The sequence below is a fragment of the Pseudothermotoga thermarum DSM 5069 genome (assembly GCF_000217815.1).
GTDB classification, from domain to species: Bacteria; Thermotogota; Thermotogae; order Thermotogales; family DSM-5069; genus Pseudothermotoga; species Pseudothermotoga thermarum.
Window position 1 is genome coordinate 109,389 of record NC_015707.1, and the last position, 16,300, is coordinate 125,688.

16 protein-coding genes, 1 tRNA gene and 1 pseudogene are annotated in these 16,300 nt (G+C 40.7%); 13 read left to right on the forward strand and 5 right to left on the reverse strand.

Features of this window, described 5'->3' with window-relative positions; genetic code table 11:
- Positions 1-8: 8 nt before the first annotated feature.
- The 3 genes from THETH_RS00590 to THETH_RS00600 are packed head-to-tail and all read right to left on the reverse strand — an operon-like array spanning position 9 to position 3,012.
- A complete protein-coding gene (locus THETH_RS00590) occupies positions 9-464 on the reverse strand; it encodes a redoxin domain-containing protein (RefSeq protein WP_013931446.1) in 456 nt (151 codons plus the stop codon).
- A 5-nt stretch (positions 465-469) separates the two neighbouring features.
- Positions 470-1,318 (reverse strand): thiamine pyrophosphate-dependent enzyme, encoded by an 849-nt coding sequence (locus tag THETH_RS00595; RefSeq protein ID WP_013931447.1) that lies wholly within the window; start codon positions 1,316-1,318, stop codon positions 470-472.
- 5 nt (positions 1,319-1,323) lie between these two features.
- The gene (locus tag THETH_RS00600) at positions 1,324-3,012 is read right to left on the reverse strand and encodes a 2-oxoacid:acceptor oxidoreductase subunit alpha (protein ID WP_013931448.1); all 1,689 of its coding nucleotides are present in this window, start codon (positions 3,010-3,012) and stop codon (positions 1,324-1,326) included.
- Between the two features lie 105 nt (positions 3,013-3,117).
- Here THETH_RS00600 and THETH_RS00605 point away from each other — a divergent pair.
- From THETH_RS00605 to THETH_RS00650, 10 genes are all read left to right on the forward strand, one after another.
- Positions 3,118-3,191, forward strand: a tRNA-Gln gene (locus THETH_RS00605).
- 87 nt (positions 3,192-3,278) lie between these two features.
- Complete coding sequence (locus THETH_RS00610) at positions 3,279-4,568, forward strand: trigger factor (protein ID WP_013931449.1); 1,290 nt, start codon at positions 3,279-3,281, stop codon at positions 4,566-4,568.
- Positions 4,549-5,157, forward strand: a complete 609-nt coding sequence (clpP, locus tag THETH_RS00615) for an ATP-dependent Clp endopeptidase proteolytic subunit ClpP (RefSeq protein ID WP_013931450.1) — start codon at positions 4,549-4,551, stop codon at positions 5,155-5,157. Before THETH_RS00610 ends, clpP begins: the two co-directional genes overlap by 20 nt.
- A 1-nt stretch (position 5,158) precedes the next feature.
- Positions 5,159-7,591, forward strand: a complete 2,433-nt coding sequence (gene mutS, locus THETH_RS00620; RefSeq protein WP_013931451.1) for a DNA mismatch repair protein MutS — start codon at positions 5,159-5,161, stop codon at positions 7,589-7,591.
- A 1-nt stretch (position 7,592) separates the two neighbouring features.
- Positions 7,593-8,408, forward strand: a complete 816-nt coding sequence (locus THETH_RS00625) for a hypothetical protein (RefSeq protein ID WP_013931452.1) — start codon at positions 7,593-7,595, stop codon at positions 8,406-8,408.
- Positions 8,409-8,554: 146 nt separating this feature from the next.
- A complete protein-coding gene (locus tag THETH_RS00630; protein ID WP_013931453.1) occupies positions 8,555-9,142 on the forward strand; it encodes a uracil-DNA glycosylase in 588 nt (195 codons plus the stop codon).
- A 5-nt stretch (positions 9,143-9,147) separates the two neighbouring features.
- A complete protein-coding gene (locus THETH_RS00635; protein ID WP_013931454.1) occupies positions 9,148-9,684 on the forward strand; it encodes a metal-dependent transcriptional regulator in 537 nt (178 codons plus the stop codon).
- 2 nt (positions 9,685-9,686) lie between these two features.
- Complete coding sequence (locus THETH_RS00640; RefSeq protein WP_013931455.1) at positions 9,687-10,610, forward strand: SDR family oxidoreductase; 924 nt, start codon at positions 9,687-9,689, stop codon at positions 10,608-10,610.
- Positions 10,611-10,628: 18 nt separating this feature from the next.
- Positions 10,629-11,942, forward strand: a complete 1,314-nt coding sequence (locus THETH_RS00645; RefSeq protein WP_013931456.1) for a replication-associated recombination protein A — start codon at positions 10,629-10,631, stop codon at positions 11,940-11,942.
- Positions 11,926-12,795, forward strand: coding sequence for an acetamidase/formamidase family protein (locus THETH_RS00650; RefSeq protein ID WP_013931457.1), 870 nt, complete (start codon positions 11,926-11,928; stop codon positions 12,793-12,795). The genes THETH_RS00645 and THETH_RS00650 overlap by 17 nt, the downstream gene beginning before the upstream one ends.
- On the opposite strand, the gene THETH_RS00655 is transcribed toward THETH_RS00650, so the two are convergent.
- Entirely contained in the window at positions 12,792-14,015 is a 1,224-nt protein-coding gene (locus tag THETH_RS00655) for a sn-glycerol-1-phosphate dehydrogenase (RefSeq protein WP_013931458.1), read from the reverse strand. The genes THETH_RS00650 and THETH_RS00655 overlap by 4 nt on opposite strands.
- A 142-nt stretch (positions 14,016-14,157) precedes the next feature.
- On the opposite strand from THETH_RS00655, the gene THETH_RS00660 reads away from it, so the two are divergent.
- Together THETH_RS00660 and THETH_RS10750 are read left to right on the forward strand one after the other, a co-directional pair.
- On the forward strand, positions 14,158-14,385 hold the full coding sequence (locus THETH_RS00660) for a hypothetical protein (RefSeq protein ID WP_013931459.1): 228 nt from the start codon (positions 14,158-14,160) through the stop codon (positions 14,383-14,385).
- A gap of 145 nt (positions 14,386-14,530) precedes the next feature.
- A complete protein-coding gene (locus THETH_RS10750) occupies positions 14,531-14,677 on the forward strand; it encodes a hypothetical protein (protein WP_169310332.1) in 147 nt (48 codons plus the stop codon).
- Here the strand turns inward: THETH_RS10750 and THETH_RS00670 are convergent.
- Positions 14,621-14,853 (reverse strand): annotated as a pseudogene (locus THETH_RS00670) (hypothetical protein). The gene THETH_RS10750 and the pseudogene THETH_RS00670 sit on opposite strands and share 57 nt — an antisense overlap.
- Before the next feature lie 239 nt (positions 14,854-15,092).
- Between THETH_RS00670 and malE the strand changes: the two are divergent.
- The gene (gene malE / locus THETH_RS00675) at positions 15,093-16,268 is read left to right on the forward strand and encodes a maltose/maltodextrin ABC transporter substrate-binding protein MalE (RefSeq protein ID WP_013931462.1); all 1,176 of its coding nucleotides are present in this window, start codon (positions 15,093-15,095) and stop codon (positions 16,266-16,268) included.
- Positions 16,269-16,300 lie beyond the last annotated feature (32 nt).

Genomic DNA, 16,300 nt, shown 5'->3' on the forward strand with positions numbered 1-16,300 from the left:
TCAGCTTGTTATTCAGAGCTTTTCAAAAAAGCAAAGATTTCGTCCAAGTTTGGAAGTTCCTTTATTGGATAAACCTTGAAAAAGACAATTTTTCCCTTTTCATCAATCAATATGTTCGCTCTTTCCGAAAACCCATCCTTTTCTCTGAAAATTCCAAACAGCTTTGCCACATTTCCGTGTGGCCAAAAATCCGACAAGAGCTTCAGCTTTGATATACCAAGATTATCTGCCCAAGCTTTTTTACTTGGTATTGGGTCAACACTTAAGCCAAGTGGAACGACGTTGAATTTTTCAAATTCTTCAAACCATTGTTCCAAGGAAAGCATTTGTTTTGCGCAAACACTTGTCCAAGCTAGAGGATGAAAAGACAACAAAACTTTTTTACCTCTTAAACTTGCCAATTCGACGACTTGACCATCTTGATCTTTCAACGAAAAATTTGGAGCAAAGTCGCCCACGTTCATAACTCTTACCTCCTTTTTCTCTCGATAAAACCAAGTATTTCCTCTTTTATATGCTTTCTAAAAACAATTGGTTTGGATGACTTGGTATAAACTGGTTGGAGTTCTTCAAAGGTTGGTTTTTCTTCGATATAGAAAATGCCAAGCGGATATGGTTCTTTTTGCATTGCCTTCTCAAAGGCTTTAACGATATTCTTTGGGTCATGGTCAACCAAATAGTACGTGTTCTTTTTGAACCATTCGTACGTGTTCAACTTGTTGAACGTGACACATGGTTGAAAAATATCTACCAAAGCGAAACCTTTATGCTTTATAGCAACTTTGATTATTTCCTTTGTTTGCTCAAAGTCTCCACAAAATGCCCTTGCGACAAAAGATGCTCTTAAAGCTATGGCGACGGCAATTGGATTGAATGGTTCCAACAGTGAACCGAAAGGTTGCACGGGTGTCATGAAACCTCTTTGACTTGTTGGAGAAGCTTGCCCTTTTGTCAAACCGTAAACCATGTTGTTGTGTACAAGTACTGTAATATCCGGGTTTCTCCTAATTGCATGTATGAAATGATTTCCACCTTCACCGTACATACACCCATCTCCACTTTCAACAATCACTGTGAGCTGGGGGTTACAGACTTTTATGGCGGTCGCAACTGGAAGGCTTCTTCCATGTAAACCGTTGAAGTAGTTGCACCTTAAATATTGTGGGGCTTTTGCTGCTTGCCCAATTCCCGAAACCAGCACAAGGTTAACTGGGGCGATATCGAGCTCTTCCAAGGCTTTTTTAAGGATGTTATGTATCGAGTAATTTCCACATCCTGGACACCAAGCGATGTCAACATCTTTAACGTTGTATCTCACAATATCTACCCCCTGAAAGTGTTTTTGAATACGTCCAAAATCTCTTCAACTGAAAACGGTAGACCATTGTACTTGGTGTAAGTTTCAAATCTATCAAAACCGGTTTCCTGTTTTATCAACTTGGAGAGTTGTCTTGTGAAATTTCCTTCTACAACTATCATTTTCTCAGCTTTCTTTGCGTATTCAACAAATTCCTTTGGGAATGGAAAAATTTGGACAAAGTGGAGTACAGCTAAGTTTTCAAACTTTTTAGCAGCTTCAATTGCTGCGTTTTTTGTCGAACCAAAGCAAACGCACAAATATTTGTAATCTTTTGGACCATAAAGCCTTAAGGGAATTTGATCTGAAAAATTTTCAAGCTTTTTCCATCTTTTTCGAACCATTTTTCTACGCATTTCAAAATCTTCCGTTATTCTCCCATATTCATCATGTTCATCGCTGTCAACGCAGACTAACCCATCTCCATACCCAGGTATGCCTCTTAAAGAAATACCAGAATCAGTTAATTGATACCTCTTATAGTCTTGATCAGTTTTAACAATATGGTTATTAAGCTCGTTAAAGTTTGGCAAATCGGGTACGTCATAGATTGAATCGATCAAGTACTGATCTGTAAGTATTAAAACCGGTATTTGATATCTGTCAGCGACGTCAAAAGCTTTGTAAGTCAGTTCAAATGCTTCTTCCGTATCACCTGGTGTGTAAATTACCCTTGGAAACTCCCCGTGACCTGCGTAAATTGCAAAAAGAAGATCACCTTGTTCTGTCCTGGTGGGCATGCCAGTCGCAGGTCCAGGTCTTTGCGCAAGATGAACAACCAAGGGACTTTCTATTGCTCCAGCTAAACTGAGCGCTTCCACCATCAGTGCAAAGCCACCACCTGAAGTTGTAACCATGGCTCTAGCGCCGGCATACCATGCACCCAAAGCCATGTTTATCGCAGCAATTTCGTCCTCTGCTTGTTCAACGATGATGTCGAACTTCTTGGAATATTCTGCCAAAGCAGTCAAAACAGGTGTGGAAGGTGACATAGGATATGATGATATGAAATTACATCCAGCGTACAAAGCTCCAAGTGCTACGCCTTCAAAACCCGCAAGTAAAAAGCTTGATTTTACAATATCATCTTCTTGGAGTTTTTCTAAGCTAAACTTTGTTTTTAATCCTTTACCCAACTCGTATCCAAGCTGCAAAGCTTTTAAATTACCACTTAAAACTTCTTCATCTTTTCCAACCAGCCTATCTCGGAGTACCTGTTCTGTAACTTGCTTTGGTATGTCGAGCATTGAGCAAATTGTTCCCACGACAACTGTGTTTTGGAAAATTTTATTGCCGGCTTGAGTCGCACAAGCTAAAATTGGTAGTCCAATAACGTTTTTTTCTTCTTTTAACATAGAAAGGAAAGTTTCGTCAACAAAGATGGATTTGAAATTCTTGTACAAATCTCTGAGTCTAGAAATATGTTTTTTAGGGTCAGAAAGGATGAAAACAAAATCCACGCTTGATTTGAAGGCTTTGACGTTTTCATCCGATATTCTTATGAGAGTGGAATTGCTACCACCCCTGATCCTTGACATATACTCTTTGTAGGAGAAAACATGGAAACCAGCTTTTTTGGCAATTATCGGTACTAAACTTTCAACGAATTGAATTCCTTGCCCTGCTTCTCCAAAAATCGCAAAAGAATATTCCATAGACTTAACCTCCTTTTTGTAATTATATCATTTTTTCAAAAACTGAAAACATTGAAGAAAACCTTGACCTTTCATTTTCTCAAGTGATATAATTTTAAAGGTAATTGGGAGGTCGTCTAACGGTAGGACAGCGGACTCTGGATCCGCCGGTGGAGGTTCGAATCCTCCCCTCCCAGCCAATTTAACTCGAAAAGCGCCTCTTTTAAGAGGCGCTTTTTTGATGTAATATAATACTTTATGACAAAAAAACAAGGAGGTTATACAACGTGGAAAAAACAGCAAAACTGCAGGACAAAAACTTGGTGGTATTCGATTACGTTTTCCAAAAAGACGAGGTTGACAAAATTCGACAGATAGCTATAAAAAATGTCGCAGCGCGCGTAGAAATTCCAGGTTTTAGAAAGAGTAAAGCCCCACAGAGGTTGATCGAAATTAGATATCCTGAAACGATCAAGGTTGAAATGGTTGAAGCTTTATGGCAGGAGGTTTTAAAAGATCTTTCAAACGAACGAGTTGTTTTACCACCTATCCTTGCGGATTTTGACTTGTCAAGCGATACGGCAAAATTAAGCGTCGAGGTGCATCGTGTACCAGAAGTCATCCTAAAACCCTTTGAAGAAATAGAGCTTAAAAAACCTGAAAAAGATTACATAGTTTCCAGCTACGTTGAGCAAAGGTTGAAAGAGCTTCAACAACTTCATGCAATCGTTGAGCCGAAAGAAGGACCAGCTGAATACGACGATTTGGTTAGGGTAAAGTTGACCATCACAAAAGATGGGAAAGTTTTGGTAGATCAGAAGGAAACCGAGTACATCCTTTATAAAGACGACGATAGACCGATCGTAACTGAAGTTGCTGGTAAAAAAGCCGGCGAAGTTGTCGAATTCGACAAAGATTTTGGTTCTGGAAACGTTTATCACTACAAAATAGAGATTGTTCAAGTCAACAAAAGAACTTTACCGGAAATCTCCGATGAACTGGCAAAGATGGTCAGCGCAGAATATGAAACGCTTGAACAGTTGAAAAAGAGCATAGAAAAAGAGGGAAGCGACCTTTACGAGCGTGATGTAAAAGAATTTTTGATAAACCAAGCCATTGATACTCTTGTTGATACAGCCCAACTTGAAATCTCTGACCGCACCTTAGACGAACTTGTTCAGGCGGCGTATGAAAAAATCAAGAAAGATCGCGCAGAGTACGAAAGACTTATTAAGGAATATGGGAATGACGAAAAATTGAAAGAAGCTTTGAGAAAGTTCTACATTTCCGATCTAAAACAAACTTACGCAATTGAAAAAGCAGCCGAGCAAAACAACATCACTGTGAGCGAAGATGAAATACTCACACAGGCTGAAAACCTTGCTTTGAGTTGGGGTATATCGGTTGAGAGGGCTAAATCCCTTTTGAAAAACCGTGAGGACCTGAAAGAAGATGTTCGCTGGCACATTTTAAGGTCAAAAGTTGGAGAATTGATCTTAAGCAAAGCGAAGATAATGGAGGTTCATCCACAAGAGGCCGAAAAGGAGGCGAAGGAGGATGAACAGAATAGAGCGTGACCAATATGTACCCATCGTCATAGAGACAACTGGACGATACGAAAGAGCTTACGATATATACTCAAGGCTTCTCAAAGACAGGATAGTGTTTTTAGGATATCCAATCGATGATCACACGGCAAACTTAGTGGTTGCACAACTTCTTTTCCTTGAAGCAGAAGATCCAGATAAGGATATCCATCTTTACATAAACAGCCCTGGTGGCTCTGTCACGGCAGGGCTGGCAATTTACGATACAATGCAATACGTCAAGTGTGATGTTGTGACGATATGCATTGGTCAAGCCGCGTCTATGGCTGCAGTCCTTTTGGCAAGTGGAACCAAAGGCAAGCGTTACGCTTTACCAAATGCCAGGATAATGCTTCATCAACCGTTGGGCGGTGCCGAGGGACCTGTCAAGGATGTTGAGATCATAACCAAAGAACTTTTGAGGATAAAGAACCTTATAAACAAAATACTGAGCGAAAAGACGGGGCAGCCAATTGAACGGATTGAAAAGGACACAGATCGAGACTTTTTCATGGATGCTTACGAAGCTCTTAACTACGGTTTGATAGATAAGGTGATTGAACCCAAGAAGGTGATCTGATTTGAAGCTCACTCCAATGATGCAACAGTATTTGCAGATAAAGTCTCAATACAAAGACGCAATACTTCTGTTTCGCTTGGGAGATTTTTATGAAGCCTTTTTTGAAGATGCCTACACGGTTTCAAAGGCTTTGGATCTTGTTTTAACCCAACGTCAAGGAGCACCGATGGCCGGTGTTCCTTATCATGCTTTGAACAGTTATTTGAAAAGACTTGTACAACTTGGGTACAAAGTTGCCATATGTGAACAAATGGAAGATCCAGCAACTGCAAAAGGTTTGGTCAAACGACAGGTCACAAGAATTGTCACGCCTGGAACGTTGGTTGAAGATGAGCTACTTGAAAGCGATTCAAACAACTATTTGGCTGTCGTTTTGAAGGATCAAGAAAAATACCATGTTGCTGCCGTTGATGTTTCAACCGGCGATAGTTTGGTTGCTTGTTTTAACGATCTAGAATCGGTTTTCGATTTTCTCAATTCTATCAAGGCAACTCAAATACTTTGTGATCCTTCGCTCAAATCGACCTTCCAAAGTGTTTTCAACGTCCTTGTAGAACCTCTTCAAGATTGGCATTTGAATCCGCATGGAATGGAACAGGATGTGGCAAAAGTTTTCAACGTAGTGACGATAGATCATTTGGAACTTAAAGAAAATTTAAAAGCCTTTGCTGCCCTGGTTAGATATCTTCGCTACACCATGATGGTGGAAAACCTCATGCTCAAGCCCCCAAAGATCATCAGGGATGAAAGGTTCGTCATTTTGGATTCAACAACCGTTGAACACTTGAACTTGATAGAGCCGAAGGGAAAGAGTCTTTTCGATGTTTTGAATTACACCAAAACCTCTATGGGATCTAGACTTTTGAAAAGTTGGATTCTTCAACCTTTGAGAGACCAGAAGGAAATAACAAGTCGTTTGGACAAAGTGCAGGCTTTCGTTGAGGATCAAATACTTTTAAGTGAATTGAGAGAATATCTTCACACTGTCAAAGATCTTCACAGAATTGCCAGCAGATTGCGTTATGGCAAAGCAACCCCAAAAGATTTAGTAGCCCTTAGAACCACCCTTGAAGTTTGTCCGCAAATACAGCAGCTTCTTTTGACAAACGATGCCTTTCTTGAAGCGGAGAATTTGGACTGCTTGACAGATTTGTGTGAAGAACTGGCAAAGGCGTTGGAAGATGAGCCGTCGAACGTAATAGGAGAAGGAAAGGTGATTCGTCAAGGTTACGACAAAGAATTCGATGAACTCAAAGACTTAGTTTACAACTCCGAAAAATTTCTTGCAGAATACGAACAAAGGGAAAGGGTTTTGACGAATATACCGAACTTAAGGGTTGGATACAACAGTGTTTTTGGTTACTACATAGAAGTTACAAAGTCTCATTTGTCAAAAGTTCCTCCTCATTACATTCGCCGCCAAACTCTTGTGAATGCTGAAAGGTTCGTAACAGAAGAGCTAAAGCAATTTGAGGAGAAAATGCTTCACGCAAAAGAACTTCTAGAAAAGAAAGAAAAAGAGCTCTTTGATTCTCTTTGTCAAAAAGCCCTTGAAAAAGTTGATAAAATAATAGCCATCGCCGATTTCATAGCCAACATAGATGCTCTGCAAAGTCTAGCCTATGCTGCAAACCTAAACAAGTACACCAGACCAAAATTCAGCAACGATGGAAAACTTGTTCTTGTAAAAAGCAGGCATCCAATTGCCGAAAAATTCACCGAAAATTTTGTACCAAACGATCTAACTTTGTCCAACCAGGAAAGCTTCGTGATCTTAACAGGTCCGAACATGAGTGGAAAATCCACTTTCGTTAGACAAGTTGGACTGATCGCTTTGATGGCTCAAATTGGCAGTTTTGTTCCCGCCGAAGAAGCTGTTCTGCCGATCTTTGACAGAATCTTTGTGAAAATGGGTGTTCGCGACGACATAATAGGTGGTAAAAGTACCTTCTTAACCGAGATGAACGAAATAGCAAAGATAATTTATCAAGCAACCAAAGACAGCTTAGTTCTTTTAGACGAAGTTGGTCGTGGCACGAGCACTTTCGATGGAATAAGCATAGCCTGGGCCATATCGGAATACCTTCACACAAAGATCAAATGCAAATGTATCTTTGCAACTCATTTCACCGAATTGACTGAACTTGCCAACCTTTACGATGGGATCGTCAACAAAACCATACAAGTTATGGAGCAAGGTTCTCAAGTTATCTTCTTACACAAGGTGGTGGACGGAGTTGCGGATAAAAGTTATGGGATAGATGTTGCCGCGATAGCTGGAATTCCTGCAGAAATAGTCCAAAGAGCCAGAGAAGTTTTGGACGTGATAGCATCGAAAAGCGAACTGGAAGATCGTTTAAAGGTTGTTAGTACCGAAAGACTTAGAAAAATTGGTAGAAAGAAGGTGAATCCGAATCAAACAACGCTTTGGTAATATGCCAATTTTGCATGTTACTCATCTTAGAGCAGACGCCGATGGGTTTGCTAGTGCTTACTGGGGATATAAAGTCTTCGGTGGAGGGCTTTACATACCAGAACCAGACTCAACAGTTCAAAATTTGATGAAAAAGCTAAAGGTGAAAAACGTAATTCCTCCTGTGGTGGTTGGTTTTCACGTTTACGACACGTGCGATTCGAAAAAGCTACCGTTTTTTGTTTTCAACTACAGTGTTTTCGACCATCACAAAGTTGAAGATGAAGACTTCCTGAAAAGCTCAGTCTTTTCATACGTTAAACCTAGAACTGCCAATGTCATGAACCTTTACGATTTATCCGAAGGAAAGCTTGAGGATGATGTACTTTTTGTCTTTGCAGTTGCTCTTGTCACTGACACCGGTTTTTTAAAAACAGCAAAAGAGGAAGAGCTTTTTTATCTTTCAAAGTTTTTGAAAAAAAGACCACTTGAAGAAGTTTTCACCGTTGTATTTTCCGGGAAAATCAAAAATTGGCAAAGTTTTGTAAGACATTTGAACAACATGAAAATCTTTTCAAAACCAAAAATTGCCTTTGTTGAATGTGACGATGATGATGAATTTTTGATCATCATTGATACGTTGATGTATCCCTTGGACATAGCCGTTTTCGTTGGCAAACTTCCTTGGGGACTTTGGGTTTACTGTAGAAAAGACATGATGCAGAAAATTTATCAGAAAGTTTTGAGGGATTTTCCGAATCGTGATGCTGGCAGGCTTTACAACCAACACAACGTGGACGATTTAATTGAAAGAATAGAAAAAGCAATCGAAAGTTGACAAATCACGACTTGTCAAGGTATTTTTTTGAACTTCTTCCCCGTTTTTTCTGACTAATTAATGAAGACATTGAAAGCATGGTATAATAATTAAGAAGCTTATTGATTTAAAACATAGTTTTTTGGACGACTTCAGGGGGATTTTCTATGACCAGAGAAGAACTGATGAAAATAGTCTCTGAGCGTGTTGAAAAATGTACAGCATGTCCTTTGTGGGAAAAAAGGACAAACGTTGTCGTTGGAGAAGGCAGTCTTTTTGCGCCGATAATGTTCGTCGGAGAGGGGCCTGGCGAGGAAGAAGACAAAACTGGGAGACCTTTTGTTGGAAAAGCAGGTCAGCTTCTAACAAAGATATTGGAATCTGTTCAGCTTAGACGTGAAGATGTTTACATATGTAACGTTGTAAAATGTAGGCCACCTGAGAACAGAGTGCCAACTGCAGAAGAACAAAAGGCGTGTGGACATTTTCTGTACGCCCAAATAATGATAGTCGATCCTGTTTACATAGTACCGCTTGGAAGTACCGCGCTTTCTTTTTTTCTTGGTCAAAACGTTTCGATCACAGAATACAGGGGAAAAGAGATCGAATGGAAAGGTGGTAAAATTCTCTTTCCGATGTTTCATCCAAGCTATCTTTTGAGAAATCCATCCAAGGAAAAGGGATCTCCAAAAGATTTAACATGGCAGGATATAAAAAAGGTGAGAATGTTTTACGATAGTTGCAAAAGGAGGTAATAGGTATGCCAAGGGGTAGGAAAAAAGTTTTAACACCAACTTTGGAAGACTACTTGGTGGTTATTTACGAAATTCAGCAAAAACAACCTGCGGCACGAATAAGTACGGTGGCAAGAAAAGTAGGGGTAACCTTTCCGAGCGTTACAAACGCGGTTAGAAGATTGGCAGATCTCGGATACGTTGATTACGAAAAATATGGGTTAATAACACTCACTCCAAAGGGAAAAAGAAAAGCCCAAACAATGCTTGTTCTTCAAAAAAGGATTAAGAACTTCTTCCACTATGTTTTGGGCGTTTCAATGGATGCTGCCGAGAAAATTGCTCGTCACCTTTCACACTATCTGACCGCTAGAACAAGAGAAAGAGTTAAAGAATTTTACAGAATCATCATAAACTTTGACAAGTCGAAGGCAGAAGAACTTGAGAAATTCATAAAGGAAAGCAGGGAACTTGTCAACGCGCCAGAACTTCCACAAGAGGTTTTGGATGACTTGGCCGCAATTGAAAGAGGTGAAAAAGAAGAGGAAGAAGAGGGTGAATGAAAATGGCAAACGTTTTGGTTACAGGTGGAGCTGGCTTTATAGGTTCACACCTTGTTGATGTCTTGCTTCAACAAGGTCATAAAGTTGTCGTGGTTGATAACCTATCTGCTGGAAAGATAGATAACCTCAATAGAGCCGCACTTTTTTATCAACAAAGTATTCAAGACTCTGAGATGATGGAAAGGGTTTTCCAACTTCACAAGTTTGACTATGTTTTCCACCTTGCCGCACAGGCAAGCGTTAGCGTTTCTGTTAAAGAACCATCCACCGATGCACAGACTAACATTTTGGGAACGATTGTTTTACTTGAAAAATCTGCCAAGTATGGCGTTAAAAAGTTCATCTTTTCATCAACTGGTGGAGCGATCTACGGTGAAGATGTTCCTATTCCAACCCCAGAAACAGTTGAACCTAGACCGATTTCTCCTTATGGAATAGCCAAAAGATCTGCCGAAATGTACTTGGAATTTTTCAAACGGGAGTACAACTTGGACTATGTTTCCTTAAGGTACGGTAACGTCTACGGTCCCAGGCAGGATCCAAACGGTGAAGCCGGTGTGGTGGCGATTTTTACAGCCAGGATGCTGAAGAATGAAGACGTTATCATCTTCGGTGATGGGGAATACGTTAGAGACTACGTTTACGTCAAGGATGTTGTTCAGGCAAACCTTTTGGCCATGAAGGATGGCGTCAGCGGTGTTTACAACATAGGCACTGGGATTGGTACGACCGTCAACCAGTTGTTCAAAATGCTGGCAAGACTTACTGGATATCAAAAACAACCTGTCTATGCTCCTCCGCGCAAAGGTGATTTGAGAAAAAGTATTCTTGATCCGACGAAGGCAAAAAACGAACTTGGTTGGAGCCCGCAGACAAACTTGGAAGAAGGCTTGGCTTTGACCATTGAATATTTCAAATCTTTATGAGCGAGGGGATAGCTATAGGTGGATCAAAGGCCAAGTGATGCTCCCCTTGCAGAGCGCGTTAGGCCAAAGGACCTAGACGATTTGGTGGGACAAAGCCATGTGATGGGAAAAGATGGAATACTTCGCAAGGCCCTTGAAAAGGGAACAATATTCTCTTGCATACTTTACGGTCCTCCTGGTTGTGGTAAAAGCTCCATAGGTGAGTTGATAAGAAAATATGTCAATGCGGAGTTCTACATGCTCAGCGGAGCATTTCATGGTGCGAACGAAATAAAGCAGATTTTGACCAGGGCTCAAGAGATGAAAAAATACGGCAAGCAAACAGTACTTTTCATCGACGAAATACACAGACTCAACAAATCCCAACAGGATGTTCTTTTATCCAAAGTTGAAGATGGCACAATAATTCTTGTGGGAGCCACCACGGAAAATCCGTCCTTCGAAATAATACCCCCGCTTTTATCAAGATGTAGGGTCATCTTTCTTAAACCACTTTCGAACGATGAACTTGTTCAGATAATGAAAAGGGCTTTGCTTGTAGATGAAAAAATTTCAAGCTACAACATAACCGTTATTGACAACGCTTTGAAGGCAATTGCCCAGATGTCCCAAGGAGATGCACGTTTTGCTTTAAACACCCTTGAGATGGCTGTGGAAAACGCCAGGATTTTCAATTTATCCGTTGTAGATGTTGAAAACCTTCAAAAATTGATTGGTTCAAAAGCTGCGAGTTATTCAAAGGAAGATCACTACGATTTTGCATCTGCTTTTATAAAAAGCTTGCGCGGCAGCGATCCAGATGCCGCGCTTTATTACATGATCAGAATGATTGAATCTGGTGAAGATCCGAGGTTCATAGCAAGAAGAATGGTAATCCTTGCAAGTGAGGATATAGGTTTGGCTGATCCAATGGCACTATTGGTCGCCATAGCTGCCGCACAAGCTGTCGAATACGTGGGGCTTCCAGAATGCGTACTTAACCTTGCGCAAGCTGCAATTTACCTTGCCGCCGCTCCAAAGAGTAATTCTGTTTACCTTGCTGTAGAACGTGCAAAAAGGATCGTCAAACAAACAGCAAATGTGCAAGTTCCGCTGTTTTTGAGAAATCCTGTGACAAAGTTGATGAAAGAAGCTGGTTATGGTGAGGGTTACATTTATCCCCACGAGGCGGGTGGATTCGTAAAAAGAAACTATCTTCCGGATGAATTAAAAAAGGTGAAGATATACATTCCTAAGGAAATTGGAAAAGAAGTCAAAATAAAAAAGCGTTTGATGGAACTCTGGGGAGAAGAGAAGTACAAAGGGGAGGATCAAAGTGAAGATAGTCGATAAGAAAAATTTGATACACGCTTTTTCACCGAGCATGAAAGCCGTTTTATCTGCGAAACCTCAGGAAGTGGTGGTTTTTGAAACTTTGGATGCCCTCGGAGGACAGATTCAAAAAGAAAGTGATGTCGTGCAGCTTGATTTTTCAAAGGTCAACCCGGCCACCGGGCCTGTGTACGTTGAAGGGGCAAAACCTGGCATGACTTTGGTTGTGAAGATCTTGGACATAGAAATCGACAACCAAGGTGTCATAGTAGCCGAAGAGGGATTCGGAGTTTTGCAAGATGTCGCAAAAGGCTTTGTCGCAAAGATTTTGAAAATAGAAAATGACTTTGTAGACTTTGCGGGTAAAAAACTTTTGATCAACCCCATGGTTGGCGTCATTGGTGTTGCACCGGAAAACGAAGAATTTCCAACCGGCACCGCACACAAACATGGTGGAAACATGGATACAAAAGAAATATCAAAAGGAAACATTCTTTATCTTCCAATTTTTCAAGAGGGAGCACTCCTTGCGCTTGGAGACGTTCACGCTTTGATGGCAGATGGAGAAGTGTGCGTTTCGGCATGTGAAGTTAACGCAAAGGTCACGGTGAAAATCGATGTAACCGCTGAAAAGATCGAATGGCCAATCGTTGAAACAAAAGATTCTTTCTGCATCATAGTTTCCCTTCCAACGCTGGATGAGGCTGTCAAAGAAGCAACGCACCAGGCTGTAAGATTTCTTAGTCAAAAGCTCAACATGTCCACACTCGAAGCCTATATGCTGGCGAGTTTGGCTGTGGATATAAGGATAAGTCAACTTGTAGATCCAAACAAAACAGCAAAAGCGGTTATACCAAAAACACTTTTAGCTTAAAAATTCAGCTGTTCTTCAATAACCCATTCCGCGAAGCTTTCTAGAAGATCCAATTGATCAAGCACATCTAAAATGTTGTATCGATCGCGCGTCATGTTCGTTAGAATAATAACTTGCTTGAGAAAATCTTTATCATATCTGTTGAAAAACTCGTGTACACTAATCTGTGAAAGTGCTTCGAACGCAGATTTTGAATATTCTTGGTAAACTGGCTTAATTGTTTTTACAATTTCTCTTAGATTTATTTTTTCTGCTCTTCTTTTTGTTTCATAAATTTTACAGAATTCATCTGCTATCTCGGTGTTGAAAAGCGTTTTCAGTTTTTCCTTTTTGTAGTCCAATGGGATTCTTTTTTGTTGAAGCTTTACGTTGTTCATCAAAACTTCGTATGCTTTCAGCGTTATGAAAGTTCCCATTGCAACCGTGATTCCATGGAATGGTGGATATTCACCGTGAAATTCGTGGTACATCTCTATAAAGTGCGATATCACATGTTCTGCACCGGATGCAGGTCGAGAATGTCCTACCGTTGCTATGTTCAGTCCAGAAACTAAAAGACCTTCCATAAGACTTTTGATCGAAATTTCATCTCTATCCAATATCCGGTTTGGATTTTTCAGAACATCCACCAAATAATCCTTGAGATTTTCCCAGGTAAAATCGCAAATGCCTTCATCTAAAAGCTTGTTTGCCACCATCCAATCGAGTCGTGCCGTAACTTTTGCCGCGATATCACCTATACCTGCTTTCAAAAGATCGATTGGCGCATTTTTCAAAATTTCTAGGTCAATTAAAATAACCGTTGGTGTTTTGGCAGGTAAAGTCTTCTTTATGTTGTTAACAAGTAAGGGCGCAACGGAAGATGTGTAACCATCCACCGATGGTGCAGTTGGAAAGGCTGAAAATGGTTTTTTCAAAAGGTATGCGGCGTATCTAACGACATCGGTGATCGAACCAGAACCGATTGAAACCAACGAAGGATAATCTTTTGCCACTTTTAGAAGTTTCTCCACATTTTCCATGCTTGCCAAAATTCTGCTTTGTTCGAAAACAAAAAAATCCTCAGACGGTTTTACTAACTTTGCAGTACTTTTGTCTGCAACAAGAAGAGAGTCTTTGAAAAACTCAACAATATTCTTGGCTGAGTTGACCTTCCAGACAATCTTTACATCAGGCACCTCATGGTCCTTGCCACATCCGCATTTGATTGTTTTTGGCATAATATCACTCCCTTTGTTGTATTTTAAATCAGATAAAAACGCAACGAGTATAATCGCATGTGAGTGTGTTCAAAAAAAGGGTCTGATTATTCCGAAGATGAGATATAATCCTTAAAAACACTTCACCGAAGGAAGACTCTGTATGACTAAGAAATATTCACTGAAAAGATTATCCGTGAAGATGATTAAGAGTTTACTGCAACTTATTGAGGATGAGCTGAAAGAGACTTGTTGTAAGAAGAAACGTGGCAGACCAAGAGAATACTCTGAGAGAAGGTCGTTTAGAGACACGGTTTTTTATCTTGAAGAGATATTCAAAAATAAGATGCCGGCGATTTCAACGCTTCACTATAGGTTTTCCAGGTTATGAGAAGGTTATTGAGAAGTTATTGGTAGGCGATAAGCTTGAGCAGATAAGTAGTTGATGGAACAGGATTTGGATAGTACGACAAGCAAAGGCTGAGTTGGATGAGGGGAAGGAAGAAAAAGGGGAAGCGAAAGTTGTAGGGGTGATGATGGGGTCTGCATACATCGACGAGGAAATAAAGACTCGATGTGTGATAGGGAATGCGCTTTACAGGATGAGTGTGGAGTTACTGGAGAAATTACTTGAGAGGGCGGAACTTGTGCTGTTTTTGGTGAGGGATACATTGCACCAATAAGAGAAATGGAAATAACCACTTCACTATGTCCTCATCCTGTATCTTGTTATCCCTATCACGCTCTCAACAAGACTTTTCTTTCCAAACCTCCTTGTCCACCATTTCCTCAAGGCTTCATGACTGACTCCAATTATGGCTGCTGCCTTCCTTAATGCAAGTTCATACTTTCGCCTCATGTGGAACTTTTTGTCTTTGAAAAAGGTTTGGTATAGGTACTGGGTGATATTAGTTGTTGTAACTTTCATCTTTACGGGAACCTTCTTTTGGTGAGAAGAGTTGGTTTTTGTTTATTTTATCGTATTTCCCAGCCTAAGTTGACACCTCTCGAACAGACTCATCGCATGTTGACAATCTGGTAATAAAAAAGCTAAAATATCAGTGGATTTGTTAACACATCTAAAAGGAGGTGGGTTTTGTGAGGAAATTTGCGGTAATACTTCTTGTGGCTCTTGTAACCTTGATTTTTGCTCAGCAAAAACTCGTCATATGGTGTTCGGAAAAGCAGGTCGACATCCTACAAGCTCTTGGTCAGGAGTTCAAAGCAAGGTACGGGGTTGAAGTGGAGGTTCAGTATGTTCCATTTGGAGACATCAAACCTAAATTCTTGACAGCAGCTCCTCAAGGTCAAGGTGCGGATATCATCGTCGGTGCACACGACTGGGTAAGTGAACTGGTTGCCAACGGTTTGCTTGAACCAATCTCAAGCTTTGCAGAAATCAACCAATTCTTTGAAACGGGTTTGGAAGCGTTCTCCTACGGTGGAAAACTCTATGGTCTTCCGTACGCTCTTGAGGCAATAGCGTTGATCTACAACAAAGACTACGTGCCGCAACCTCCAAAAACGATAGATGAATTGATCGCGATTGCAAAGCAGATTGACAAAGAATTTGGTGGAGAAGTTAGAGGATTCATTATCCCAGCGACTACTTTCTACTTCGTAGTTCCATTCATTTTTGGATATGGAGGATACGTCTTCAAGAGCACACCAGCTGGTCTTGATGTAAAAGACATCGGTCTTGCAAACGAAGGAGCAATAAAGGGTTTGGAATTGCTCAAAAGGTTCGTCGATGAAGGCATCATCACACCAGGCGATAACTATGAAATAATGGACTCGATGTTCAGAGAAGGCAGAGCCGCTATGATAATCAACGGCCCGTGGGCGATAAAAGCTTATGCCGATGCAGGTATCGATTACGGTGTCGCACTTATTCCAGATCTTGCACCAGGGCTTGTCGCCAGACCATTCGTTGGTGTTCAGGGCTTCATGGTCAACACGAAATCTCCAAACTTGGCTCTTGCAAAAGAATTCTTGATAAACTACATTGCCAAAAAGGATACCATGTACCGCATTTACCTTGCAGATCCAAGACTTCCAGCAAGGAAAGATGTTCTTGAGCTTGTGAAAGACAATCCAGATGTTGTTGCGTTTACACACAGCGCGGCAAATGGTATTCCAATGCCAAATGTTCCACAGATGGGATTTGTCTGGGGAGCTATGGACGACGCTTTGAATTTGGTTGTCAACGGTCGAGCAACGCCTGCTGAAGCTGCAAAAACAGCTGTAGAAAGAATCAAAGCTCAAACACAGTGAAAAACCAAACCCGGGGGCTTCCCCGGGTTTTG